21 protein-coding genes are annotated in these 25,543 nt (G+C 67.2%); 10 read left to right on the top strand and 11 right to left on the bottom strand.

What is annotated here, in order from left to right:
* The first annotated feature begins 102 nt into the window (after window positions 1-102).
* Window positions 103-1,125 (top strand): LacI family DNA-binding transcriptional regulator, encoded by a 1,023-nt coding sequence (locus ABFP37_RS13730; RefSeq protein WP_347033908.1) that lies wholly within the window; start codon window positions 103-105, stop codon window positions 1,123-1,125.
* On the opposite strand, the gene ABFP37_RS13725 is transcribed toward ABFP37_RS13730, so the two are convergent.
* Window positions 1,122-1,712, bottom strand: a complete 591-nt coding sequence (locus ABFP37_RS13725) for a TetR/AcrR family transcriptional regulator (RefSeq protein ID WP_078026516.1) — start codon at window positions 1,710-1,712, stop codon at window positions 1,122-1,124. The genes ABFP37_RS13730 and ABFP37_RS13725 overlap by 4 nt on opposite strands.
* 162 nt (window positions 1,713-1,874) lie before the next feature.
* On the opposite strand from ABFP37_RS13725, the gene ABFP37_RS13720 reads away from it, so the two are divergent.
* Window positions 1,875-4,421: a glycoside hydrolase family 3 C-terminal domain-containing protein gene (locus ABFP37_RS13720; protein WP_347033907.1), complete on the top strand. Its 2,547-nt coding sequence runs from the start codon at window positions 1,875-1,877 to the stop codon at window positions 4,419-4,421.
* 104 nt (window positions 4,422-4,525) lie between these two features.
* Here the strand turns inward: ABFP37_RS13720 and ABFP37_RS13715 are convergent, their stop codons facing one another.
* Window positions 4,526-5,218, bottom strand: coding sequence for an FCD domain-containing protein (locus ABFP37_RS13715; protein WP_078026725.1), 693 nt, complete (start codon window positions 5,216-5,218; stop codon window positions 4,526-4,528).
* 108 nt (window positions 5,219-5,326) lie between these two features.
* Between ABFP37_RS13715 and ABFP37_RS13710 the strand changes: the two genes are divergently transcribed.
* Entirely contained in the window at window positions 5,327-6,673 is a 1,347-nt protein-coding gene (locus tag ABFP37_RS13710) for an alpha-hydroxy acid oxidase (protein WP_347033906.1), read from the top strand.
* Between the two features lie 101 nt (window positions 6,674-6,774).
* Here the strand turns inward: ABFP37_RS13710 and ABFP37_RS13705 are convergent, their stop codons facing one another.
* Window positions 6,775-7,419 carry a metalloregulator ArsR/SmtB family transcription factor gene (locus tag ABFP37_RS13705; RefSeq protein WP_347033905.1) on the bottom strand — a complete coding sequence of 215 codons (645 nt, stop codon included), beginning with the start codon at window positions 7,417-7,419 and terminating at the stop codon, window positions 6,775-6,777.
* Window positions 7,420-7,463: 44 nt separating this feature from the next.
* Window positions 7,464-8,675 carry an acetoin utilization protein AcuC gene (locus tag ABFP37_RS13700; RefSeq protein WP_347033904.1) on the bottom strand — a complete coding sequence of 404 codons (1,212 nt, stop codon included), beginning with the start codon at window positions 8,673-8,675 and terminating at the stop codon, window positions 7,464-7,466.
* Between the two features lie 103 nt (window positions 8,676-8,778).
* On the opposite strand from ABFP37_RS13700, the gene ABFP37_RS13695 reads away from it, so the two are divergent.
* Both ABFP37_RS13695 and ABFP37_RS13690 read left to right on the top strand, forming a co-directional pair.
* Entirely contained in the window at window positions 8,779-10,212 is a 1,434-nt protein-coding gene (locus ABFP37_RS13695) for a potassium transporter TrkG (RefSeq protein WP_347033903.1), read from the top strand.
* Complete coding sequence (locus ABFP37_RS13690) at window positions 10,205-10,891, top strand: TrkA family potassium uptake protein (RefSeq protein WP_056634599.1); 687 nt, start codon at window positions 10,205-10,207, stop codon at window positions 10,889-10,891. The genes ABFP37_RS13695 and ABFP37_RS13690 overlap by 8 nt, the downstream gene beginning before the upstream one ends.
* A gap of 88 nt (window positions 10,892-10,979) precedes the next feature.
* On the opposite strand, the gene proC is transcribed toward ABFP37_RS13690, so the two are convergent.
* The 6 genes from proC to ABFP37_RS13660 all read right to left on the bottom strand — a co-directional run bounded on the left by proC (window position 10,980) and on the right by ABFP37_RS13660 (window position 19,280).
* On the bottom strand, window positions 10,980-11,813 hold the full coding sequence (gene proC, locus ABFP37_RS13685) for a pyrroline-5-carboxylate reductase (protein WP_347033902.1): 834 nt from the start codon (window positions 11,811-11,813) through the stop codon (window positions 10,980-10,982).
* 501 nt (window positions 11,814-12,314) lie between these two features.
* Complete coding sequence (locus ABFP37_RS13680) at window positions 12,315-13,307, bottom strand: Ppx/GppA phosphatase family protein (RefSeq protein WP_078026522.1); 993 nt, start codon at window positions 13,305-13,307, stop codon at window positions 12,315-12,317.
* Between the two features lie 95 nt (window positions 13,308-13,402).
* Window positions 13,403-13,852: an SseB family protein gene (locus ABFP37_RS13675; protein ID WP_078026523.1), complete on the bottom strand. Its 450-nt coding sequence runs from the start codon at window positions 13,850-13,852 to the stop codon at window positions 13,403-13,405.
* 142 nt (window positions 13,853-13,994) lie between these two features.
* A complete protein-coding gene (topA, locus tag ABFP37_RS13670) occupies window positions 13,995-16,724 on the bottom strand; it encodes a type I DNA topoisomerase (protein ID WP_347033901.1) in 2,730 nt (909 codons plus the stop codon).
* 126 nt (window positions 16,725-16,850) lie between these two features.
* Window positions 16,851-17,543 (bottom strand): winged helix-turn-helix domain-containing protein, encoded by a 693-nt coding sequence (locus tag ABFP37_RS13665; protein WP_347033900.1) that lies wholly within the window; start codon window positions 17,541-17,543, stop codon window positions 16,851-16,853.
* 108 nt (window positions 17,544-17,651) lie between these two features.
* Entirely contained in the window at window positions 17,652-19,280 is a 1,629-nt protein-coding gene (locus ABFP37_RS13660) for a methyltransferase (RefSeq protein ID WP_078026526.1), read from the bottom strand.
* Window positions 19,281-19,403: 123 nt separating this feature from the next.
* On the opposite strand from ABFP37_RS13660, the gene ABFP37_RS13655 reads away from it, so the two are divergent.
* From ABFP37_RS13655 to ABFP37_RS13645, 3 genes are all read left to right on the top strand, one after another.
* The gene (locus ABFP37_RS13655) at window positions 19,404-19,952 is read left to right on the top strand and encodes a hypothetical protein (RefSeq protein ID WP_347033899.1); all 549 of its coding nucleotides are present in this window, start codon (window positions 19,404-19,406) and stop codon (window positions 19,950-19,952) included.
* 74 nt (window positions 19,953-20,026) lie between these two features.
* On the top strand, window positions 20,027-20,470 hold the full coding sequence (locus tag ABFP37_RS13650; protein WP_347033898.1) for a hypothetical protein: 444 nt from the start codon (window positions 20,027-20,029) through the stop codon (window positions 20,468-20,470).
* A gap of 71 nt (window positions 20,471-20,541) precedes the next feature.
* Window positions 20,542-21,105, top strand: coding sequence for a hypothetical protein (locus ABFP37_RS13645; protein ID WP_078026529.1), 564 nt, complete (start codon window positions 20,542-20,544; stop codon window positions 21,103-21,105).
* Window positions 21,106-21,151: 46 nt separating this feature from the next.
* Here the strand turns inward: ABFP37_RS13645 and ABFP37_RS13640 are convergent, their stop codons facing one another.
* The gene (locus ABFP37_RS13640; RefSeq protein ID WP_347033897.1) at window positions 21,152-22,045 is read right to left on the bottom strand and encodes a rhodanese-related sulfurtransferase; all 894 of its coding nucleotides are present in this window, start codon (window positions 22,043-22,045) and stop codon (window positions 21,152-21,154) included.
* Window positions 22,046-22,247: 202 nt separating this feature from the next.
* Between ABFP37_RS13640 and ABFP37_RS13635 the strand changes: the two genes are divergently transcribed.
* Both ABFP37_RS13635 and ABFP37_RS13630 read left to right on the top strand, forming a co-directional pair.
* A complete protein-coding gene (locus ABFP37_RS13635; RefSeq protein ID WP_078026531.1) occupies window positions 22,248-22,940 on the top strand; it encodes a GNAT family N-acetyltransferase in 693 nt (230 codons plus the stop codon).
* Between the two features lie 124 nt (window positions 22,941-23,064).
* Window positions 23,065-25,491, top strand: a complete 2,427-nt coding sequence (locus ABFP37_RS13630) for a DEAD/DEAH box helicase (protein WP_347033896.1) — start codon at window positions 23,065-23,067, stop codon at window positions 25,489-25,491.
* Window positions 25,492-25,543: the final 52 nt, after the last annotated feature.

Here is a 25,543-nt window from a genome sequence, read left to right as displayed (position 1 = left end):
CGTTTTCTCAGAGCGTTATAAGCTTTGTATCAAGACTCTGGCGGTCGCGTCAACCATCACCCCGAACGGGGCGGTGCCAGAGACATCCCGGAAAGGGGCAGCATGGGCAGGAGAGCCACCACACGGCGGATCGGCATCGCCGACGTCGCGCTCAAGGCCGGCGTGTCGCACGCCACCGTGTCGCGCGTCATGAACGGCAACTTCACCGTGGACCCCGCCATCGCCGAGCGCGTGCGGGCCGCGGCCACCGAGCTGAACTACCAGCCGAACCCCGTTGGCCGCAGCCTGGCCCTGGGCAAGACGGACACCATCGGCATTGTGGTCCCGGATCTGGCCAACCCCACCTTCCAGGCCATTCTCCGCGGGCTCAGCATGGCCGCGGCGCAGGATGGCTACCGGGTGCTGATTGCGGATTCGTCGGAGGTCTCCAGCGAAGAGGCCATCCTGGCCGGCGAGGCGCGGCGCCGCTGCGACGGCCTGGTGCTGTGCGCCCCGCGTATGGGCGACGCCGAGCTGGAAGAGCTTGCGCCGTCACTGCATCCCATGGTGCTGATCAACCGCAGCACCCTGGACACGAAAGCTCCCAGCCTCATGGTGGACTACGGCCGGGGCATCCAGGAACTGGCAGAGCTTTTGGTGGGGCTGGGCCACACACGGCTGGCGTTCCTGGCCGGACCGGCGCGGAGCGCATCGAACGGGCTGCGCCTGCAGGGACTGGAAAGGTTCAAGGCTGCCCACCCGGACATCGACCTCCGGATGCTCGACGCCGGCTCCAACTTCGAGGCGGGCCACCAGTCCGCGGATGCGGTCCTGGCCAGCGGGGCCACTGGCGTCATGGCCTTCAACGACCTCGTGGCCATGGGCCTGCTGAGCGGGCTTCACGAGCGCGGCGTCCGCGTCCCCGAGGACATTTCCGTGACCGGCTTCGATGACATCCCCTTTGCGCGCTACACCACGCCCACACTCAGCACTGCAGCTGTTCCCATCGACGAGCTCGGCCAGCAGGCATGGCACCGGATGCGGGACCTGATCCGGAATGTGCCCCCGGACTCCGGCGCCGGCGGACCCACGATATTCCTGCCCCGGCTGGAAGTTCGCGGCAGCACGGGACCAGCGAAAGGCTAGCGCGCGGGCGGCGCGAGCAGGACGTCGATGAGCTCCCTCAGGCCCGCGGCCATGTCCACACTCTTGTCATACAGCCACTGGAGCTGGAGGCCGTCGAAGGCGGCGATGATCAGGCGCGCCAGGGACTCGGCCCCGACGTCTGCCCGGATGGCGCCGGCCTCCTGTCGCCGCCCGACGTCGCGGGCCAGCTCCTTGACCAGCCTGGCGTACCTGTCCTGAAAGTGACCGTGCGAGGCATGCCCGGGGTCATTGGCAGTTGCTGATGCGACTGCGTAGAGCGTGGTGAGCCCCGGCTCCTGGCGGTTCCGCTCCGCCACCGGCACGATGGCCTCCAGCCCGAATTCCTCTGCCCCGCCCAACTCCCTGCCGCGATGGTCCCGTTCCGCCAGCACCGCCGTCAGCAACTCCTGCTTGCCGCTGAAGTAGTGGAACAAGGTGGCTTCCTTGACACCCACCAACTCGGCCACGCGCTTCAGTGCGGTGCGCTCAAACCCCTCGATGGCGAAAACGTCGGTGGCCGTCTGGACGATCTGCTCGCGGCGTTCGGCACCCTTGGCGTACTGTCCGCGCGGCTTCGAAGTAGACATTCCGCCAGTGTATTTCACCGCCGCAAGGCCGCTCCCTTAAAACCTAGTCAGACTCGATTTTTGACGCTACGATATTCCCAAGGCCCAAGGGAGGGTCACTTTTCGTCGGGAGGCAAGGTTGCCGCACCGCCCCTCCTTACCCGCATCAAAGGAGTCAGGTAAATGAACCCCACCCTCTCAGCGCAGAAGAAGACTGCCGAAACCCCGGCCGGGCCCGGAGACTTGCTGCCCGGAGAGTTGCCGCCCGGCGAGTTGCTGCCCGACGCCGAGGCCCGCCTCCGCGAACTTGCCCGCAGCCTGAGCCTCGAACAGCAGATCAAGCTGCTCACAGGCGCGGACGTCTGGTCCACGCACGCCCTGCCGGAAATCGGCCTCAAGCGCATCGTGCTCTCCGACGGGCCAGCGGGCGTCCGCGGCGAAGACTTCGACGAGCGCCACGACTCAGTCTCCCTGCCGTCGTCGTCCGCCCTTTCGGCCACGTGGAGCGTGGGCGTCGCCCGCCGCTACGGCCAGGTCCTGGGCCAGGAGGCGCGCCGCAAGGGCGTCCACGCCGTCCTCGGCCCCACCATCAACCTGCACCGCTCCCCGCTGGGCGGCCGCCACTTCGAATGCATGAGCGAGGATCCCCGCCTCACGGCCACCATCGCCGCAGGCTACGTCTCCGGCGTGCAGTCCATGGGCGTGGGAGCCACCCCCAAGCACTACCTCGCCAACGAGGCCGAGACCGAGCGCTTCACGTCCGACTCCGTGGTGGACGAGCGGCCCCTGCGCGAGCTGTATCTCGCCGCCTTCGAGGACGCCATCACCGAGGCCCGCGCCTGGCTGGTAATGAGCTCGTACAACTCCATCAACGGCACCACCGCCAGCGAAAACACGTTCCTCGAAACCCCGCTGTCCAGCGAATGGGGCTTCGACGGCGTCGTGGTTTCCGACTGGACCGGGGTGCGTTCCGTGGAGGCGGCCAACGCGCACCAGGACCTGGAGATGCCCGGCCCCGTGGGTCACTGGGGCGCCAAGCTGCTCGCCGCCGTCGAGGACGGCCGCGTCAGCCGCGAGGCGATCCTGGAGAAGGTCACGCGCATCCTGCGCCTTGCGGCGCGCGTCGGCTCGCTGGAGGGCCTCGAACCCGCGGTGACTGAGTTTCCGGGCATGCTCGACGGCGCGCAGGTGGCCCGCGAGGTGGCCGTCCGCGGCGCGGTGCTGGTCCGCAACGAGGGCGGCCTCCTCCCGCTGGACGCCGCGGCACTGGGCAGCGTGGCCGTGATCGGCCACAACGCCGAGGAGGCCCGCACGCAGGGCGGCGGCAGCGCCACCGTCATGCCGAAGTACACCGTCTCGCCGCTGGAGGGCCTGCGCACGGCACTGCCCGACGACGTCACGGTCACCTATGCGCGCGGCGCCAAGGTTGCCGAAGGCCTCCAGCCGTTTCCGCGGAAGTCGCTGCACAATCCCGTCAGCGGCGTTCCGGGAATGCGCGTGACGTTCGTCGATGCCGAGGGCGCGGAGATCTCCGGCGAGGACCGGCTGGCCTCGCACCTGATCTGGTTTGGCGTTGGCATTCCCGAAGGCACTGCGGCCATCCGGATGCAGACCGAATGGACGGCCGAAAGGGCCGGCATCCACCACCTCGGCGTCGGGACCGTCGGCCGGATCCGGCTGGCGATTGACGGCGCGGACGTGTACAACAGCGAACTGGAGGACGACACCAACGTCCTCGGCGCGGCACTCTTCGATCCGCCCCAGACCATCCACTCCGTCGAGACCGCCGCCGGCCAGCGGGTCGCCATCGAGGCCCTGTACGAGCTGCCGCAGCAGCAGGAGATTCCACTCACCGCCATCCTTCTCGGCGAGGAAACCGTCGTCGCCGACCCACAGGCGGAGATCCGCGCGGCCGTCGAAGCGGCCCGCACAGCTGACGTCGCCGTCGTGGTGGTGGGCACCAACGCCGCCATCGAATCCGAAGGCTTCGACCGCAAGGACCTTGACCTGCCCGGGCACCAGAACGAGCTCGTCGAGGCAGTGGCCGCGGCCAATCCGCGCACGGTAGTGGTGGTGAACTCCGGTTCGCCTGTGCTGATGCCGTGGCTGGACAAGGTCGGCGCCGTGCTGCTCGGCTGGTTCGGCGGCCAGGAGTTCGGGGCGGCCGTCGCGGACATCCTGCTGGGCAATGAGGAGCCGGGCGGCCGCCTGCCCACCACCTGGCCCGCAGCGCTCGAGGACGTTCCAGTGCTCAACACCACGCCCGTTGACGGCAAAGTGGTCTACACCGAAGGCATCCATGTGGGCTACCGCGCCTGGCTCAGGCAGCAGGCCGGCGGGGGCGCCGCCCCGCTGCTGCCGTTCGGCTTCGGCCTGGGCTACACGACGTTCGAGCTCGGCGAGGCCCACGCGCCCCAGTCAATTCCCGCCGGACAGGACGTCGTGGTGCATGTGCCCGTCCGGAACACCGGCGACCGCACGGGACGCGAAGTGGTGCAGGTCTACATTGCGCGTGAAGACTCCGCCGTGGAGCGGCCGGTCCGCTGGCTGGCGGGCTTCGCCGGAACGCATCTGGCGGCGGGCGGCATGGACAGCGTCCAGGTGCGGATCCCGGCCCGGGCGTTCGGCCACTACGACGGCGGGTGGCAGGTTGAGCGCGGATCCTTCCGGCTGCTGGTGGGCCGCCACGCGGCGGACGACTTCCAAGCGCTGGAGATCGAGGTCCGCTAGCACCTTCAGCCCAACTGGATCGCAGCTGATGTCGTTCTGACCGCTCATAACGACGTTAGCTGCGATCCAGTTGGGGACGCCTCCACCCGGCCAGCCGCGGCCGGTCAGCGCGACGCGTGCCCCAGGCCGGCCTCCTTGTAGTAGCCCTCGATATGTGCGGCCACCAGCTCGGCCGCACGGCCGCCGTCGTCGTTCATGATGGCCGCCAGGATTTCCCGGTGCTCCGTCCGCAGCCGCGCCGCGGTGGCGCCCCAGTCCGGCAGGTTGGCCGTCAGCTTCTCCGCATAGCCCTGGATGGCTTCGCGGAGGGATCCCATCATGGCGCTGACCACCGCATTGCCGGCGGCGTCGGCCAGGGCCAGGTGGAAGCGGACATCCAGGGCCAGGAAATCATCCACGCCGCGGTCCGCGTCCATGTCGTCCAGCAGCGCGGCGGCGAGGCCGAGTTCGGGCGCTCCGGGCTTTGCGCGCGCCGCAGCCCAGGATTCGAGCAGCACCCGGGTTTCCACGATGTCCGCCACGGGCAGATGCTGGGTGGCAACGTGCAGCCGCAGCGCCGAGCCGAGCGCCGCCGTCGGGTCCGAAATCACCACGGTCCCGGCGTCCGGACCGGAACCGACGCCCGCGCGCACCACGCCCATGGCCTCCAGGATCCGGATGGCCTCGCGGACAGACGTGCGGGAGACGCCGAGCTGCTCGGCCAGGCTCCGTTCGGCGGGGAGGCGCCCGCCCACTGCCAGTTGGCCGCCGGAGAGCTGGTCCTCGATCCAGTGCAGGACAAGTTGGTGCGTACGCATGTGCCCATGGTACTTGATGTGGTTGGACCACATGGCCTACAGTGTGGTTAGACCACAGCACGCAGCTGTCCCGCTGACCATCGTCCCGGCCCACCATCGGAGGAAGCCATGACCCACACCATCCAGCCGAGCAATCCTGAGACCACTCCCGCGCCGGAGGCAACGGACACCCCCACCGCAGCAGGATACGCCGCACCCGGCGGGCGGCCCGCCGCTCCCCTGGTTCCGGCCGCCCTCAAGCGCCGGATCCCCAAGTACTCGGATCTTGCCCCGCTGATGCAGTTCAAGAAGCCGGAATTCAGCCGCGCCGCGAAGCTCAAGCGCGCCAGCACCATCTGGGAGCTCCGCGACATGGCCAAGCGGCGCACGCCGCAGGCCCCGTTTGACTACACTGACGGCGCGGCCGAAGCCGAGATCACCCTGCGCCGCGCACGCGAGGCGTTCTTGGACATCGAGTTCCGGCCGGGCATCCTGCGGAACGTTTCCAGCATCGACCTGAGCACCGACATTTTGGGCAAGCCCTCACGGCTCCCGGTGGGCATCGCTCCCACCGGCTTCACCCGCATGATGCAGTCCGAGGGCGAATACGCCGGGTCCCAGGCCGCCGAGGCAGCCGGCATCCCCTACACGCTCTCCACCATGGGCACGGCCTCCATCGAGGACGTGGCCGCGGCGGCGCCCAACGGCCGGAACTGGTTCCAGCTGTACCTGTGGACGGACCGGGACCGTTCCCTCGAACTGATTGAACGCGCCGCGACGGCCGGCAACGACACCCTCATGGTCACGGTGGACACCGCCGTCGCCGGCGCCCGGCTGCGCGACGTCCGCAACGGCATGACCATTCCGCCGGCATTGACGCTGAAGACCGTCCTGGACGCGTCCTACCGCCCGGCCTGGTGGTTCAACTTCCTGACCCACGAGCCGCTTACGTTCGCGTCCCTGTCCCGGTACACGGGCACGGTGGCTGACCTCATCAACTCGATGTTCGATCCCACCCTGACCTTCGACGACCTCGACTGGCTCCGCGAAACCTGGAAGGGCAAGCTCGTGGTCAAGGGCATCCAGACCGTGGAGGACGCCCGCAAGGTGGTGGACCACGGCGCCGACGGCGTGGTCCTCTCCAACCACGGCGGACGCCAGCTGGACCGTGCGCCCATCCCGTTCCATCTGCTGCCGGACGTCTCCAAGGCGCTCAAGGCGGACAACAGCGACGCCGCCATCATCCTGGACACCGGCATCATGAGCGGTGCGGACATCATCGCCGCCCTGGCCCTGGGTGCGGACTTCACCCTGATCGGCCGCGCCTACCTGTACGGGCTGATGGCAGGCGGACGTGCCGGGGTGGACCGCGCCCTGCAGATCCTCGAAAAGGACATGGCCCGCACCATGGCCCTGCTCGGCGTCAGCAAGCTCTCCGAACTCACGCCGGACCACGTGCGGATCCTCGGCAAGTAAACGTTCCCGCCGGCACCGGCCTCCCCGCCCAACTAGGTCGCAGCAGGCGTCGTTTTGAACGCTGAAAACGACGCCTGCTGCTACTTAGTTGGGTGCCGGGGTTACTTTTTGCGGCCGAACTTCGGCAGGTTGGCCAGGAGGTCCGCCGCCTTCTTGGCACCGCGGCCCACGGTGCGGCCGATCTGCTGCGGGACGGTGTCGTCCTGCGCGGATGCAGGAACCGTGCCGCCCGGAACCACGACGGCGGGGCTCAGCTGCCCGCTCGCGGGGCGTCCGGGCGCGTGGGTGGCCGCATCCGCCGCGGCAGCTCCCGGGGCTCCGCCCGAGTCTGCCGCCGCGAATGACTCCGGCACCTCCGCCGCGGATGCTACGGACGCGGGACCCTGCTGCCGGGGCGCGGTCTGGGGGCGGCCGCGGGACGGCTGGGATGCCTCCGCTGCCTGGTGGGTATCCGCCTCCGGCGACTTCGCGGCGGCAGCCGCAGGGCCGACGTCGAACGTCTCCAGCCAAGTGGCGATCCCGGCCAGCGGCTTCGGGTTGAGTGCGTAGTAGCGTTTCTGGCCCTGCGCGCGCATGCTCACGAGGTCGGCCTCGCGCAGCACCTTGAGGTGCTTGGAGATGGTGGGCTGGCTGGCGGCGAGCTCCTCGACCAGCTCCCCCACTGCTTTGTCCCCCTTGCGGAGGGAAACGAGAATGTCACGCCGCGTTGCCTCAGCAATGACGGCAAATACGTCGTCTGTCACCATGTGTCCCACCCTAGCGACATATACGCCGGATGGCATCTACTATTTCAGTCGAACCAGGGATCCAGCCCGTACAGCGGGAAGACTTCCTTGCGCGTGGCCATTACGGTGCGGTCAACATCGTCGTTGGGGTCGAATCCCACCTCCCAGGACCGCCACCACACGTCCGCGTCATCCCCCATGAGCCCGGGCGCGGCAATCCCGTACCGCTCCTGCACATACGTCCGCCACTCCTCCGGCACCGGCGTGCGCAGCGGGACGGGGCGGCCCGCTGCGATGCCGATCAGGTGGCTCCAGGCCCGCGGCACCACGCCCGTGATGTGGTATCCGCCGCCGCCCGTGGCGATCCAGCGGTTGTCGCAGTGGCGGGCGGCGAGATTCGCGACGGCGGTGGCCGCCTCGCGCTGCCCGTCCACGCTGACGTTGAGGTGCGTCAGCGGGTCCAGCCGGTGCGAATCGCAGCCGTGCTGGCTCACAATCACCTCGGGCTGGAACGCCCCCACGAGCTGCGGGACCACCGCATGGAAGGCGCGCAGCCAGCCCGCGTCCCCGGTCCCTGCCGGCAGCGCGACGTTGACGGCGCTGCCCAGGGCGTCCGGCCCGCCGATCTCGTTGGCGAATCCGGTGCCGGGGAACAGGGTCATGCCGGTCTCGTGCAGCGAGATGGTCAGGACCCGCGGATCGTTCCAGAAGATGCTCTGCGTCCCGTCCCCGTGGTGGGCGTCGACGTCGATGTATGCCACCCGCTGCACCCCGCCGTCGAGCAGTTTGCTGACGGCGAGGGCAGCGTCGTTGTAGATGCAGAAGCCGCTGGCGCGGTCACGGGTGGCGTGGTGCAGGCCGCCGCCGAAGTTCACCGCCCGGACCGCCGAGCCGTCCAGGATCGAACTGGCCGCGAGCAGCGAGCCGCCGGCCAGGCGCGCGGCGGCCTCGTGCATTCCGGAAAAGGCCGGATCATCCTCCGTGCCCAGCCCGTGGGCCTCGTCAGTGGTCCACGGGTTTTCGCTGACCCGGCGGACGGCCGCCACGAACTCCGGGCTGTGCACGGCCGTCAGTTCGTCGTCGCCTGCCACCTCAGGGGCTGCGAGCTTGACGTGCTCAAGGTCCAGCAGCCCCAGGCTCCTGGCCAGCCGGGCGGTGAGGTCCATCCGGTCCGGCGCCATCGGGTGGCCCGGGCCGAAGTTGTACGCCGTCATGGCAGCGTCCCACACTACCGTCGTTGGCAGTGCAGGGAGGGAGAGACCGGGCGGGAATGTCATCAAGGACAGGCTACCCGAGCCCGGTGACCGGGATTCCCCGTCATGCGCGGAATATAGTGGTTTACTACTGAAGGAAGCCGTTTCTACCGAGGAAAAGCCGCACATGACGCAAAGCCAGCCGAGGTCCAAGAGCCCGGCTAACTGGCACCCCGGCATGCCGGAGCGTGAGGGCCTCTGGATCTTCACCGGCATCCGCGACTTCATCGACAACATCGCCAACACCTCACCCGCGCGGCTGGCGCTGACCGCGTTCGGTGTTGTGATCCTCGTGTTCACCGCGGTCCTTTCACTGCCGGCGGCATCCGCCACGGGCGAGGTCACTCCCCTGTACCAGGCCCTCTTCACCGCGGTGTCCGCCGTCTGCGTCACCGGGCTGACTGTCGTGTCCACCGCGACGCACTGGTCCTTCTTTGGCCAGCTGGTCATCCTCATCGGTATTTTCGTGGGCGGCCTGGGCACGTTGACCCTGGCCTCGCTGCTGGCGCTCATGGTCAGCAAGAAGCTCGGCGTGCGCGGCAAGCTCATCGCCCAGGAAGCCATGAACAATGCCGGCCGCCTTGGCGAAGTGGGCACCCTGCTGCGGATCGTTATCACCACTTCCGTGGTGATTGAGGGTGCCCTGGCGCTTGCCCTGATCCCCCGGTTCCTGACGCTCGGCGAAAGCTTCGGCCAGTCGGTGTGGCACGGCGTCTTCTATGCGATCTCGGCGTTCAACAACGCCGGCTTCACCCCGCACTCGGACGGCATCGTCCCCTATGAGACAGACCTGTGGATCCTCGTTCCGCTCATGCTGGGCGTTTTCCTCGGCAGCCTGGGCTTCCCGGTGGTGATGGTGCTGCAGCAGAACGGCCTCAACTGGAAGAAATGGAACCTGCACACCAAGCTGACCATCCAAGTGTCGTTCATCCTCCTGGCGGCCGGCACCGTCTTGTGGGGGCTGATGGAGTGGGAAAACGTGCGGACCATTGGTTCCATGGGCGTCGGGGACAAAATCACGCACTCGCTTTTTGCCTCCGTCATGACCCGGTCCGGGGGCTTCAATCTGGTGGACCAGAACCATATGGATTCCACCACCATGCTCCTGACTGATGCCCTGATGTTCGCCGGCGGCGGTTCGGCGTCCACGGCCGGCGGCGTCAAGGTGACCACCATCGCCGTGATGTTCCTGGCAATCGTGGCCGAAGCCCGCGGCGACGCCGACGTCAAGGTCTACGGCCGCACCATCCCGCAGGGCACCATGCGGGTGGCCATCTCGGTGATCGTCGCCGGCGCGACCCTGGTGTCCGTCTCGGCGTTCCTGCTCCTGCACATCAGCGGCGCTTCCCTGGACCGGGTGCTGTTTGAGACCATTTCAGCCTTTGCCACGGTGGGGCTCAGCACCAACCTCAGTGCCGAGCTGCCGCCGTCGGGCGTGTACGTCCTGTCCGTCCTGATGTTTGCGGGCCGCGTCGGCACCGTAACCCTAGCCGCTGCCCTGGCCCTCCGCCAGCGCAGCCAGCTGTACCACTACCCGGAAGAGAGGCCCATCATTGGCTGATCCCTCAGGCGCCGTAAATCGCCCCGCCCACAATGCCCCCGTCCTGGTGATCGGGCTGGGCCGTTTTGGCTCCTCGACCGCCGAACAGCTGGTCAAGCAGGGGCGCGAAGTGCTGGCCATCGAGCGCGACCGCACCCTGGTGCAGAAGTGGGCGCCCGTCCTGACCCACGTGGTGGAAGCGGACGCCACGAACATCGATGCCCTCCGCCAGCTCGGGGCGCAGGAGTTCAGCTCCGCCGTCGTCGGAGTCGGCACGTCCATCGAATCCTCGGTGCTGATCACCGTGAACCTCGTGGACCTCGGGATCCAGCACCTCTGGGTCAAGGCCATCACCCCGTCGCACGGCAAGATCCTCACCCGGATTGGCGCCAACCACGTGATCTACCCCGAGGCCGACGCCGGCGTCCGTGCCGCGCACCTGGTGTCCGGACGGATGCTGGACTTCATCGAGTTCGACGACGACTACGCCATCGTGAAGATGTACCCGCCCCGGGAAACCGTCGGGTTTACCCTCGAAGAGTCCAAGGTCCGTTCCAAATACGGCGTGACCATTGTGGGTGTAAAGACCCCAGGCGAGGACTTCACCTACGCGCGGCCGGAAACCAAGGTGTCGGGCCGCGACATGCTGATCGTCTCGGGGCACGTGGACCTGCTGGAGCGCTTCGCCGCCCGGCCGTAATCAGCTGCCGCTCCGGCACCGAGAAACCTAAACATACAAAACCCGGGCACCGCGGTGCCCGGGTTTCGTGGTTCTGCAGCTCTGGCGCCTAGCCTAGCTGCTTTGTGATCTCGGCGGCGCGGTCGGCCGCCGCGCGTGCGCCCGCCGCGATGATTGCCGGCATGCCGCGCTCATCGAACGTCGCAATGGCGCGTTCGGTGGTGCCGTTCGGGCTGGTCACGGCCTTGCGCAGGGCGGACGGCTCGGCGCCCGGTTCCGCCAGCATGAGGCCCGCGCCGGCTACCGTTTCGCGTGCCAGCAGGAGCGAGAGTTCCTCGTCCAGGCCGAGTTCAACGCCGGCAGCCGCCATGGCCTCCGCAAGGTAGAACGCGTATGCGGGGCCGGAGCCGCTGATGGCGGACAAGGCGTCCACCTGCTCCTCCGGAATTTCGACGACGGTTCCCACGGCGGAGAGAATGTCTTTAGCCTGCTGGAGGTGCGCGGGCGTGCAGTTGGTGCCGGCCGACACTGACACGACGCCGCGGCCCAGCTTCGCCGGCGTGTTGGGCATGGTCCGGATCACGGGCTGGCCCGGCGGAAGGGCGGCCTCAAGCTGGGCAAGGGAAACCGCGGCGGCGACGCTGATGACGATCGCGTCCTTGGACAGCGAGGAACTGATTTCGCGCGCGAGGTCGGCGATGCCCACCGGCTTCACGCCGAGAATCACGACGCCCGATCCCTTCGCCGCCTGCTTGTTGTTGTCAGGTTCTTCCTCTCCGGCGATGGCGGTGATGCCATGGTGGCGCTGTGCCAGCTCGGCGGCCCGCTCGGCGCGGCGGACTGTTGCCACGACGTCCATGGGGTTTGTGCCCGCCTCCAGGAGGCCGCCCATGATGGCCTCGTTCATTGATCCACAGCCAAGGAATGCGATTCGGTTGCTCATGGCTCCATCATTGCAGTTCACCGTCCGCGATGCAGGCCGGGGCCATTCACAGGTAGCTCACATGGTGGCTGAAGCTTTCACACAAATTTGGGCCTTAGGTTTGTTATTACCTCATTGAGGGTGCGAGTGATGAGGCAAGCATGGGGATGTTTGCCTGGCACCGACGGACTGCAGCAGTTTTACCCATTTTCCTGCAGCAGGCCGTCGGTGCCTTCGCTTTTTAAGGGCGCAGGGAAGAACAGCCGGATTCCCAGCGGGCATTCAGGGAAAACCCGCCGAACACTCAAACTCGCCCGTTAGTGTCGTTAATGCCTCACAAGGTGCGAGTGATGGAGCCGGTCCCCCGGGACTGGCGCGGCGCCGGTCGGTTGCAGGAGTGTTCCCCCAGCTCCTTCTGCAAAACCGTCCGGCGCTTCCTCGTTTAAGGCGTCGGTCCCCTATGACGTCAATCGTCGCGCCGGCGGGCAAGGCTTGGCAGGCGCCGTTTGGACGGCGGCAGTGCTAGATGGCGGGCAGCGTCGCGGACTGCTGGGGCCCGACGTGCGGGGCCGGCTCCAGCGGGCCGTCAAAGACCAGCTGATCCAGCCGGCGCAGGATGAGGCCTTCGCGGAGAGCCCACGGGCAGATCCTGATCTTCTTGAATTCGAAAAGCTCGAGGGCTGCCTCAGCCACAAGCGCGCCCGCGAGGAGCTGATTGGCGCGGGCTTCAGAAACACCCGGGAGGTGCAGCCTGTCCTCCGTCTTCATGGCCGAAATCCGCTGCGCCCAGATCCCGAGGTCCGTGGCATTCAGTTCGCGCTTGACGTACGGGCCGGCCCCGCTGGGCGCCGCTCCTGCAATCCGCGCCAGCGAACGGAACGTCTTGGAGGTCCCGGCCACCAGGTTGGCGCGGCCGATCGGGTCGAAGGTTCGGACCGCAGGCTTGAGGGTTGCACGGATGTAGCGCCGAAGTTCCTTGACGCTCTTCGCCGAGGGAGGGTCCTCGTGCAGCCAGTCCCGTGTGAGGCGGCTGGCGCCCAACGGCACTGAGGTGGCCAGCTCCGGCAGCTCGTCCTGGCCGGAGGCCATTTCGAAGGATCCGCCGCCGATGTCCAGGTTCAGGATGGGCCCCGCGCCCCAGCCGTACCAGCGGCGGACAGCGAAGAACGTCATGGACGCTTCCTCGCTGCCGGTCAGTTCCTGCAGCGTGACTGTGGTTTCGTGTTTGACGCGTGCCAGCACTGCCGGGCCGTTGGTGGCCTCGCGGATGGCGGACGTACAAAAGGCCAGCAGGTCATCCGCCTTGTGCCTGGCGGCGAATTCCCAGGCTTCCAGGACGAATTCCGTCAGCTCATGCTGCCCTGCATCGGTGATGTTGCCGTCGCCGTCGAGATACTGCACCAGCGAAAGAGGCCGCTTATGTGATGCAAAAGGGACCGGGCGCGCGCCGGGATGGGCGTCCACGAGGAGGAGGTGGACAGTATTGGACCCGATATCGAGGACGCCTAGCCGCATCCTGCCATTATTCCCCCCGGAGGAGCAGCAGGTGCAACCGCGCCATCACATTTCGGGAGCCACACATATCAGGGGTTGCCGTTCCCCGAGCCGGGCTATTCGCCTTCGAGTCCGGCGGGGTTGGCCTCAGCTTCGTCGGCGCGCTTGAAGTCACGCTTGATGTTGGCGATGCCCTCCGGGTTGATCTCAAAGCCGTACGCGGCGCCCGGGTTGATGACCATGCCGAGTTCGTCCCCGATGTTCGCGATGATCGCCGCGCCCTGCGTGCCCAGGACGTTCGGGGCGGCTTCGAGGTACTGCGCGTCAACGCGGCTGGGGTGCGAGAACACGGCCAGGACGGGCTGGCCCTCCGCGTTACCGAGCACGAGCGGCTCGACCTGGGAGTCTTCGCCCTCGAGGGCGTCCGAGCTGACGATATAGACCTCGTTGTTGAGGAAGGAGAGGATGACGTCCACCGGGTTGGCATCCGGCTGGTCCCCCTGGGCCAGCTTCTCCTCGAGGTCGTTCAGCGGCGTGTTGTCTGCAGGTCCGGGCGTTTCAGTCATGTATCTACTCGACCACGTTGAGCACACGGGCGCAATTCCGGGCCGGATTCGCCCCCGCCGGTCGGCCGCCCCTGGGCGCGAACTACGCTGGTCGGGCTTGCCCAGACCCTTGGTTCCGGCAAGCTCAACCAGCAGGCACGCCCTACTTCTTCGCCGCGGCCTTCTTGGCGGGGGCCTTGCGCGTGGTGGTCGTGGTGCGCTTGGCCGGGCCCTTGGCCCGCTTTTCCGCCAGCAGCTCGACAGCCTGTTCCCGGGTCAGTTCCTCTAGTGAGGTGCTCCGGGGCACGGTGATGTTGGTGACGCCGTCGGTGATGTAGGGCCCGAAGCGGCCTTCCTTCACCACGATGTTCTTCTCCGAGACCGGGTCCGGGCCGAACTCCGCCAGCGGCGGCACGGCGGCGCGGGCACCGCGCTGCTTTGGCTGGGAGTAGATCTCGAGTGCCTGCTCCAGCGTGATGGTGAAGATTTCCTCTTCCGAGCCGATGGACCGCGAGTCCGTGCCCTTCTTCAGGTACGGTCCGAAGCGGCCGTTCTGGACCGTGATCACGTTGCCGTCGGCGTCGGCGCCCAATGCCCGCGGAAGGCTCATGAGCTGCAGGGCCTCATCCAGGGTGATCGAATCAACGGTCATCGACTTGAACAGCGAACCCGTGCGCGGCTTGGCCTTCACCGGTTTCTTCGGCGGCTTCGGCTTGCCGTTCTTGTAGTACTCAACGGGCTGGTTGGCCAGCTGCTCCTCCGTCATCTCCGGGATGACCTCGGTGACGTAGGCGCCGTAGCGGCCATTCTTGGCCACGACGGTGTGTCCGGTGTGCGGGTCGGCGCCCAGGACCCGTTCCTCGGGCGCGGCAGTTTCCATGAGCTCCACGGCCTTGGCGGCGGTGAGCTCATCCGGGGCGAGGTCCTCGGGAACGTTGGCGCGGGCAGACTCCACCACCTCGCCGGTCTTGGGATCGACCGTGGGGATGGAGCTTTCCAGGTACGGCCCGAACTTGCCGACGCGCAGGGTGATGCCCTCCGCGATGGGCACCGAGTTGATTTCCCGGGCATCGATCTCGCCCAGGTTGTTCACGATGCTCAGCAGGCCGGGATCGGCGTCTTCACCGTAGTAGAAGTGCTGGAGCCAGGCGGCGCCAACGGCCTGGCCGTTGGCGATCTTGTCGAGGTCGCCTTCCATGTCCGCCGTGAACTCGTAGTCCACGTAGTCCGTGAAGTGCTGTTCCAGCAGCCGGATCACGGAGAACGCGATCCAGCTGGGAACCAGGGCCGACCCCTGCTTCCGGACGTAGCCGCGGTCCTGGATGGTGGAGATCGTGGAGGCGTAGGTGGACGGGCGTCCGATGCCCTTCTTTTCCAGCTCCGCGGTCAGCGAGGCTTCGGTGAAGCGCGGCGGCGGCGAGGTCTCGTGGCCCACGGCCACGATGTCCGCTGCGGTGAGGGAGTCGCCCTTGGCCACGTTGGGCAGGCGGCGTGCTTCCTCGGACTCGTCGTCTCCGCGGCTTTCGTCCTTGCCTTCCTCATAGGCGGCGAGGAAGCCGGGGAACGTGATGACGGTGCCGGAGGCCGAGAACTCTGCGTCGCGGCCGTCGGAGGCCACTGCACCCACGCGGATGGTGGCCGTGGAGCCCTTGGCATCGCCCATCTGGGAGGCGACGGTGCGCTTCCAGATGAGTTCGTACAGGCGGAACTCGTCGCCGCTGAGCTGCTTGGCAACCTGCGCGGGGGTGCGGAAGGAGTCACCGGCGGGCCGGATGGCCTCGTGGGCTTCCTGCGCGTTCGCGGCTTTGCTGGTGTACACGCGGGGGGACTGCGGAATGTACTCGGGACCGTACAGTTCGGAGGCCTGGCGCCGTGCGGCCGTGACGGCCTCGTCGCTCAGCGCAGACGAATCGGTACGCATATAAGTGATGTAGCCGTTTTCATACAGCCGCTGGGCCACCTGCATGGTGCTCTTGGACGAGAAGCGCAGCTTGCGGCCCGCCTCCTGCTGCAGGGTGGAGGTGGTGAACGGCGCGGCCGGACGGCGCGTGTACGGCTTGGTATCGACTGAGCGGACGCGGAAGTCGGCGTCCTGCAGCGCGGCCGCCAGGGACGTGGCGAGTTCCTCGTTGAGGTGGGCCACATTGCGTGAGGTGAGTTCGCCGTCGTCGTTAAAGTCGCGGCCGGTGGCGACCTTGGCGCCGTCAACCGCTGCGAGCTTCGCTTTGAACGAGCCGGAGTCGGCTCCGAACTGTCCGGTCAGGTCCCAGTAGGACGCCGCCTTGAAGGCCATGCGCTCCCGCTCGCGGTCAACCACCATGCGGGTCACCACGGACTGCACGCGGCCGGCGGACAGGCCGCGCGCCACCTTGCGCCACAGCACCGGGGAAATCTCGTAACCGTAGAGGCGGTCGAGGATGCGCCGGGTCTCCTGGGCGTCAACGAGCGCCGCGTCGACATCGCGCAAGTTGTCCATGGCGCGGTGGATGGCTTCCTTGGTGATTTCACCGAAGGTCATCCTGTACACCGGGACCTTGGGCTTGAGGACCTCCAGCAGGTGCCACGCGATGGCCTCGCCCTCGCGGTCCCCATCGGTTGCGAGATAGAGGGCGTCGGCGTCCTTGAGCTGGGCCTTGAGCTCGGCGACCTTTTTCTTCTTGTCCGGGGACACCACGTAGTACGGCTTGAAGCCGTTTTCGACGTCGACGGCGAACTTGCCCACGGAGGTTTTCTTCAGTTCCGCGGGGAGTTCCGACGGCTGCGGCAGGTCGCGGATGTGACCAATGGAGGCCTCAACGATGAAGCCCTCGCCCAGGTACTTGGCGATGGTCTTGCTCTTGGCCGGAGACTCCACGATCACGAGTTTCTTGCCGGTTTTGGCCTTGCTTGGCACAGTGCTCCTACAGAAAAAGGTTGCTCGGGCAGATGAGCCCATATTGGCCTAGTTCACCATATTTTGGAGAATCATGCGCTGTCATGTGGAAAACAGGTGGCCACCGTCACTGCCAAACGGGCTGACTTAACTCCCGTCGGAAGCACCGTTCCGGGCCGCCTCTGCCACCGCGCGGTCGTCCGGAATCATGGACCACATCGTGGCGGTCCGCTCGGCTCCTTGGGGGATGACACTCGGGTCCTCAAGCTCATATTCGCGCAGCAATTCGAAGACCCGCCTGGTGAGTTCGCTGCGCTGCCCCGGCGTCAGGTAAAGGAGGTTGCTGGCCAGGACCACCACGGACGACGACTCGGAAGACTCGCCGCGCTGGCGCTGCTCGTTCCGGACCGCTGCGTAGGCGTGGGCGCGGCGGCGGAAGGCATCCAGCTCGAGGTCGATCACCGCGAACTCGGGGCTGGCCACACGCCCGCCCGAGTTGATGGCGAAGTCCGTGCCAGCCGCCTTCCATCGGCGTTCGCGGGCGTCGCCGGCGGTTTCCGCCGGGACCACGATCCCCCATTTCTGGAGGGCCCGCAGGTGGTAACTCATGGCACTCGGCGTCAGCCCGGTCTGCTGGGCAAGTTCGGTGGCCGTGTGGCTGGACTGGGTGGAGTACAGCTCGGAAATGACCTCGAGCCGCGCGGCATGGGCCAGCGCCCGGATTGCCTTGGGATCGGTGATCTCCACTTTCTTTTCCTCGCGTGGCCTGCGCTTCGGTCCCGGACCCGATCCGGGCGTCATCGTGTTTGCCGGCTCCGCGGAGGGCGTCTGAGTACTCACCTTTCCAGTCTAGCCAGCGGCAGCGAGTTATGAAATAAATGCTTGACATTCTCGCGGCGCCGGGAACCTCCGGGCCGGGTGAACGCTGGGCCGGCGGAGCCAGCCGGGCTAGGCACCGCCGGACGGGAGCAGGAAGCCGTCGCGGACCAGGTTAGCGACTTCGGTCAGCAGCCCGGCACGGAAAGCCTCGCCGTCGAACCCGTCCGCCCCGCCCAGCAGGGCCTCGAGGGCGCCGATGATCTGCCCCACGGAGAGGTCGCCGTCGCACGCTGACACGAAGCCGGCCAGCTCGGTGCTCAGGAGGTTGGTCCGGCGGAGTCCGGCTCCCTGCCGCAGCAGGATCACACCGGGATGCTCGGCGCCGGGGCGCTGGTGGCGTTCCTCGGTGACGTCGTCGGCGACCAGCAGGTGGGTTTCGGACAGGTCGTGGGCGGCCAGCCAGTCCGCGCGGTCGACGCCGGCGCCCAGGTGCGGCCCTACGGGCTGCTCGATCGGATAGGTGATCTCCTCGAACCGATAAACCCTCCGCTCTCCCCCGGCGGGCCGCCGCAGCCAGATCATGCCGAATCCGATCCCGCCCACATCCCGCGCGGCAAAGTCGTCCAGATAGGCGGCGTAGGCGTCCTGGTAGTGGCGCCGGTCCCGGTTTTCCGAGGCGTCCTGCAGCCAGGTCTCGGCATACTGCTCAGGCCCGAGCTGCTCGCGCTGGATGAACCAGACGTCCGTGTCCGGACTGGCCCAGCTTTGCGGCCGTTCCTCCCAGGAAGTGCCCGCCGTGATCTCCCAGTTGCCCAAAAGCTGGGCTGTTCCGCCAGGGGCAAGCACACCGGGCAGCGTCCGGACCAGCGACGCCACGATGTCGTCCCCGGGCAGGCCACCGTCGCGGTACGTGAATTGGTCAGCCGCTGCTTCGCCGGTGCTGCGGGGCGTGATGACGAACGGCGGGTTGGACACCACGAGGTCGAATTCCTCGCCGGCCACGGGTTCCAGGAGGGATCCGAGGCGCAGGCTTACCCGGCCGTCCGGCTGTGACCGGTCTATGTGGAGGGCCTCGGCGTTGAGCAGGAGGTTGAACCGCGTGAACGCAAGGGCGCGCGCCGAAATATCAGTCGCCGTGACGTGCTCGCTGTGATGCAGGAGGTGGAAGGTCTGGATGCCGCACCCGGTGCCGAGGTCCAAAGCACGGGCAGCGTGCCGCCTGATGGTGGTCTGCACCAACGTGGTGGAGGCCTGCCCGATGCCGAGGACGTGGTCGTGCCGCAGCACACCCGGGCGCTGGTGCGCGGCGAGGTCGCTCGCCACCCACAGCTCAGCGCCGCCGCTGCCGTCCTCGTTGGAGTCCCAGCCATAGGGCCGCAGGTCGGCCGCGGCCGCGATCTGGCCTTCCAGCGCTTCGGCCAGACCGAGCGCCACCAGCCCTTCTGTTCGGACGCGCGGCAGGGCGGTGTCCAGAACCCCGGCGTCCTGTGGAACGGCCAGGAGCCAGAAACGCACGACGGCGGCGAGCGCGGCCGTGCGCGGCTCACCGTGGGTGGCTTGCTCGGTGACGATCAGCGCAGGAATCAGCTGGTCCCGGCCCAGTGCCGCGTACGCCGACGTACCGAGCAGGTCAGCGACACCGTCCAGCGTGTAGCCGATGTCCCGCAGGTCGGCGGCCAGGGCGTCCAGGAGTTCGGGGAGGTCGCTGCGGGGGGCGTCAGGCGTGTTTCCGGCCGTAAAGCGCGTTGATTCAGTCACCGGGCAAGTCTATTTCCCATGCCCGGGGCTCGGTCCCCCGGGTCCTGCCTGTTGACCGGGCCGGGTGGGCCTGGGCGAGTTAGCCGGGTCTATTTTGTCGGGGCGGGAGGCTAAAGTGGGGCCATGCTCGGAACCCAGGGAGCGGCCGCTGATCCCGGATGGCTGGAGTACGTGGCCGCATTCGCACCGCTCAGCACTCTTGTGGCGGCCATCATCGCCGGCTGGATTGCGTGGCGGACCCTCGCCCAGCGGCGTGAAGCGGACCGCCGGGACCAGTGGTGGCAACGGACGCAGTGGGCCATCGACCTCGCCATGGACCCTGATTTTAGCCGGGCGGTCGTGGGTCTGATCACGCTCAAGCACCTGGCCGCCAGCGATCTCTGCACCGAAGAGGACTACCAGATGCTGGACAAGATCGGCGGCGCCAAGATCGATGCCCTGACACTTTCGGAGGCAAGCGCCGATCGCGAACCGGGCGCGGCGCCCGGTCATACCCCCTGGCCGTCAACGCACCCACCGCAGCCCGGGCCCGAAGCCCGCGCCGACGTCATCCCGGTTCAGCTCGAGTCCCGCGGCGAGCGGGTCTTCGCCATGTCCGCGGGAATGGCGAAGGTCCTCACGGAGGCAGACAGACTTGTCTCTTTCGTGGGATCGCGGCATGCGGGACGCTGACCCGACCCTCCCGCGCCTGCTGGCCAGCGAGAGGCAGGAGCGATCCCGTCCGCAGCAGAAGGTAAGTTGGATGCATGGCTGAATGTTCTCCTGCGATGCCCCGTGTCCTGTCCGGGTCCGCGGCAGCTGCCCTCCTTTTGCTGGCGGCGACCGCATGCTCCTCCGTGGTCTCGATCGAAAACGCCGACGTGCCCGCCTGGAAGGCCACTGCACTGCCGCCCGTCAGCGGCGCGGTGCTCGAGGATTCCGGCAAGATTCTCAACCGGGACCGGATCATCCGTGAGGCAGCCAACGTGCCGGCCGGCCGCTACACGCTGACCGTGACGTGCGACGGCGGCGGCAAGGCGTTCTTCGCCGTGACCCTCGCAGGAAAAGATGTCGCGGACGCCGGCGCAGCGTGCAACGGCAGCCGGGAAACCGCGAAGATCACGGTGACGGACCCCGGGACGGTGGAGATCAGCACGTCGAGCGTGGACGCCCCGCTTATTTACGCGTACCACCTGGCCCCCAGTCGGTAGCTTGCAGTCGAGTGCCGACGGGGCTGATTCCGCCTCTGGCCCCGCGCGGCGGGCAGGCTTAAAGTCGGAGTATGCCCACGGTGCGGATGTTCTCCGTGCATTGTCTCGTCGGGCGGGATTCGCCGGCCTCGCGACAGCGGACCCCGGCAGCCGCCGTCGTGGTTTCCACTGTGCTGGCCGCCGCAGCGGCCTTGGCTGGCTGCGAATACAGCTACGACGACGGCCGCGGTGAGCTTTCCCCGGCCCCTGTGGTTACCGATGCGGCGATACCGCGGGATCCCTTCGAGAACCTGCCCGTTTCGGGCGCCGCGCTCGACGCGTGGGCCAAGGAAGTACTGCCCGATGCCGAGGGCCAGGTTTTCCACGTCAACTACGGGACAGTGGCCGCGGGCCACGTGAAGAGCGGGTCTACGGGACAGCTGCCCAGCGGAACATACTCCCTGACACTCGCCTGCCGCAGCGAAAGAAGGGTCTCATTTACAGTGCGCGACGCCGAATTCGCACTGGTGGACCTTAGCCTGCGATGCGGCACGTCGCGGGTGAACGTTGTGCACCTTTCGAGGGACTCCGTGCTCCGGATGACGGTGGAGGCGAGGTCGGACGCAAACTTCGCCTACCGCATCAGCAGGATCTGATGGGGCTGAGGGTTTTTCGTCGACGTGACTGGCTGTGAAGCCGGGGTCAGGCGGCGCAACCGGCCGGGCAGCGCAGGGTTTCCGGGCTGGAGGCGCACCCGGCGCAGTACAGCGTGAGCGTGCGGCAACTGGGGTTGGAACAGTTCTCGAATTTGCTCGTGGGCGCTGCGCAGCGGACGCACTCGCCAATGGTCTTGGCGTCCTCGCTGAATTCGAGGTGCATGCGCTTGTCGAAGACGTAGAGGGAGCCCTCCCAGAGGCCCTGGTCCTTGAACGTCTCGCCGTAACGGACAATCCCGCCGTCGAGCTGGTAGACCTCTTTGAAACCGCGGTTCACCATGAGGCTCGAGAGCACCTCGCAGCGGATGCCGCCGGTGCAGTAGGTGACCACCGGCTTGTCTTTCAGGGAGTCGTACTTGCCGGAATCGAGTTCCTTGATGAAGTCATGGGTGGTGGCGACGTCCGGGACAATCGCGTCTTTGAACTTGCCGATCTGCGCCTCGAAGGCGTTGCGTCCATCGAAGAAGACAACCTCTGCGCCGCTCTGCTTCTTTGCGTCCACCAGCTCGTGGAGCTCTTCCGGTTTAAGGTGCGTCCCGCCGCCCACGACGCCGTCCTGGCTCACTTTCAGCTCCCCGGGGGCGCCAAAGGAAACGATCTCGTCGCGGACCTTGACGCTCAGGCGGGGGAAGTCCTGCGCCCCGCCGTCGGACCACTTCACGTCGATGCCGTGGAAACCCTTGTATTCACGGGTGGTCTTCACGTACTGCTTGACGGCGTTGAGCTCGCCGCCCACGGTCGCGTTGATGCCGTCCTTGGAGATGAGGATTCGCCCGGTGAGGCCCAGCTTCTCGCAGAGGGCTCGCTGCCAGAGCCGGACGGCGTCCGGGTCAGCAATAGGGGTAAAGCCGTAAAAGAGCACGATTCGGTTCAAAGCCACGTATTTAAGGGTACTTGGTGTCGGGAAACCCCAGGAATGACGGGCGCGTGCAGGGCGGAGGCACGCGGACCGTGCGCCATTGTTCGGCGTCCACACGCCGCCCCGCACTGTGCCGCGACGTGGCCGGCGCGCGCCCATCACAATTGCATAAGCAAGTGCCAAAGCCCTGTTGCTTGTGTCAGCGCTGGAATAGTCTCATCACATGACGCCAGAAGCCATGGTAGGAGACATCACTCATCTGCTTGAAGTCTGGGTAGCCGGCTGGGCAGGCTGCCGCGGCTACGAGACCGGCACGGAAGGTCGCTTCCCCGCCGCCCTGCGTGCCGACACCACCGGCGACTGGGAGTATTTTGCCTCAGACCCGTCGGACGCTGAGTTTGCCGCGTTGGCCGCCAAGACGGCCGAGGCTCCTGCCCGGGTGCTGACCATCCTGACGAATGACGTTCTTCGCTACAAAACCCTGGCAGAGCAGCACGGGCTCAATGTCACGTCGGCGTCCCAGAGCATGATGGTGGTGGACATGGAAACCCAGGACGCCGAGGACCCATGGCTATCCGACGATGAACTGTCGCTGGAAACGTCCGAATCCAACGGGGTGCACCATGCCGTGGTGCGCGCCGGCGACACACTTGCGGCGAGCGGGCAGGTCTTCGTGGTCAAGGGAACCGCGGTGTTCGACAAGATCGTGACCGAGCCGGCGTTCCAACGCCGCGGGCTGGGCAGCTTCATCATGAAGGCGCTCGCGGCCCAGGCCTATGCGCACGATGTGGAGGACGGCCTGCTGCTGGCGTCCCTCGACGGGCAGAAGCTGTACTCGCACCTTGGCTGGACCTCGGTGTGCCACGTCCTGATGCTGTCCGCCTCCGATGAGGGCGCCGACCTTTCCGTCAGCTGACATCGTTCCTGCCGGGCTTTTCGGCGGGCTCCGGCTGTTCCGGTTTTGACTCCGGCACAGGCTCAGACGCGGACTCGGGCTTGGGCACGGGCGGCGATTTTTGCCCGGATGAAAGAATGTTGGGGTGAACCCCCATGACTCGCTGATTCCCTTGCTGGGCCGCGGCCCGGACCCGGAGCAGCTCCGGCATGTGCGGACCATCCCGGCCCGCGAGGCGGTGCACGAACCGTGGCCTGAGTGGGCCCATCCCGATCTTGTGAGTGCCTACGGCAACCTGGGCATCCAGCAGCCCTACCGGCATCAGGTCCGGGCGGCCAACATCGCTCATGCCGGCGAGCACGTCGTGATCGCCACCGGCACGGCGTCCGGGAAGTCACTGGCGTACCAACTGCCGGCGCTGGACGCGATCCACCGTTCCGAGCTCCGTGTCCTGTCGGAGCCCGGAAAAATCCACGACGACGGCGCCGTGACCCTCTATCTCTCCCCCACCAAGGCGCTTGCCGCAGACCAGCTCGCGGCGATCCGGTCGTTGAAGCTCCCGACTGTCCGGGCAGAAACCTACGACGGCGACACGGACCCGGCGTCGCGGCGCTGGATACGGGACCACGCGAACTTCATCCTGGCCAACCCTGACATGCTGCACTTCGGTATCCTCCCCAACCATGCGTGGTGGGCCGGGTTTTTCCGGCGGCTTCGCTACGTGATCGTTGACGAGGCGCACAGCTACCGGGGGGTGTTCGGATCCCACGTGGCCAACCTGATGCGTCGGCTGCGGCGCATCTGCGCTTATTACGGGGCAGGCACGTCCTTCCCTGGCCCGGTCTTTATCGCGGCATCCGCTACGGCGTCGGAACCCGAGACGTCCTTTGGCCGGCTGATCGGCGCGCCTGTCCGCGGCGTCGCCGAGGATTCCTCACCGCACGGCTCCACCACGGTGGCTTTTTGGGAGCCCGCCCTGACCGAAATCCGGGGCGAGAACGGCGCCAAGGAACGCCGGACCGCGGTTGCCGAGACGGCCGACTTGCTTGCGAACCTCGTCTCGGCCAGGATCCGGACCATTGCCTTCATCAAGTCCCGGCGGGGCGCAGAAACCATCTCGTCGATCACCAAACGGCTACTCGACGAAGTTGATCCGAGCCTGCCGCAACGGGTGGCGGCGTACCGGTCCGGCTATCTCCCGGAGGAACGCCGCGCCTTGGAAAAGGCTCTGCGGGCTGGGCAGCTGCTGGGTATTTCGAGCACATCGGCCCTCGAATTGGGCATCGACATCTCGGGGCTTGACGCAGTGCTCGTCGCCGGCTGGCCCGGGACCAGGGCGTCCCTCTTCCAGCAGATCGGCAGGGCGGGACGCGCCGGGCAGGACGCGATCGCCGCCTTCGTGGCCAGCGACGACCCGCTGGACACCTACCTGGTGAACCATCCCGAGGCCATCTTTGACGTGTCGGTCGAGGCGACCGTGTTTGACCCGTCGAATCCCTATGTGCTCGGACCCCACCTGTGCGCAGCCGCCGCCGAGCTTCCGCTGGGCGTGGCGGAGCTGCCTCTTTTCGGTGCCACGGCGGAGAAACTCCTCGGACAGCTGGTGACGCAGGGCTACCTGCGGCGGCGCCCGGCCGGATGGTTCTGGACACATCCCCAGAGCGCGGCCGGCATGGTGAACCTGAGGGCCGACGGCGGAGGGCCGGTGAGCATCGTGGATGCGGACACGGGTTCACTGCTGGGAACCATGGATTCGCCGCAAACCCACTACCAGGCGCATACCGGCGCAATCTATGTCCATCAGGGCGACAGCTATGTGGTGGAGGACCTGAATGAGGCCGATCACTGCGTAGTGGTGCGCCGCGCCAACCCCGACTACTACACCACCGCCCGGGACATCACCCAGATTGAGGTGCTCGAAACCCAGCGGTCGGTCCAGTGGGGGGATGTAGCCGTGCATTTCGGCGATGTGAAGGTAACGACGCAGGTGGTCTCCTTTCAACGGAAGGCCCTGATTTCGAACGAGGTCCTGGGCGAGGAGCCCCTGGAGCTCGGGGCACGGGAGCTGTTTACGAAAGCCGTGTGGTTCGTCATGGACAACCGGTCGCTCACCGGTGCCGGCCTGATCGAGGCACAGTTCCCCGGCGCCCTCCACGCCGCGGAGCACGCCGCCATCGGGCTGCTGCCGCTGGTTGCGTCCAGCGACCGCTGGGACATCGGCGGCGTCTCAACCGCGATCCACGCGGACACCGGGGTGCCCACCATTTTCGTGTACGACGGACACCCCGGCGGCGCGGGCTTTGCGGAACGGGGCTTCGAGAAAGCCAAGGTGTGGCTGACCGCGACGAGGGACGCCATCGAGGCCTGTGAGTGCGAGTCCGGATGTCCCTCTTGTGTGCAGTCTCCGAAATGCGGGAACAAGAACAACCCGTTGGATAAGGACGCCGCCGTAACGTTGATCGACGTCCTGCTGCGGGATGCCACAGAGACCGCGGCCCCGTCCCCGTCTCCGACGCAGGAACATGCGGCGCAGGAGCATGCGGCGCACCACCGCGCGTCAACCGGCCTATAGCGTTGCCACCTGCACTTACGGTGGCGGACCGGCCCGGCGTGCCCGCAGCCGA

Origin of the sequence: Burkholderia sp. RS01, from assembly GCF_039748055.1 — a bacterium.
Taxonomy (GTDB): Bacteria; Actinomycetota; Actinomycetes; order Actinomycetales; family Micrococcaceae; genus Arthrobacter.
This window is presented reverse-complemented; position numbering and strand designations above follow the sequence as displayed.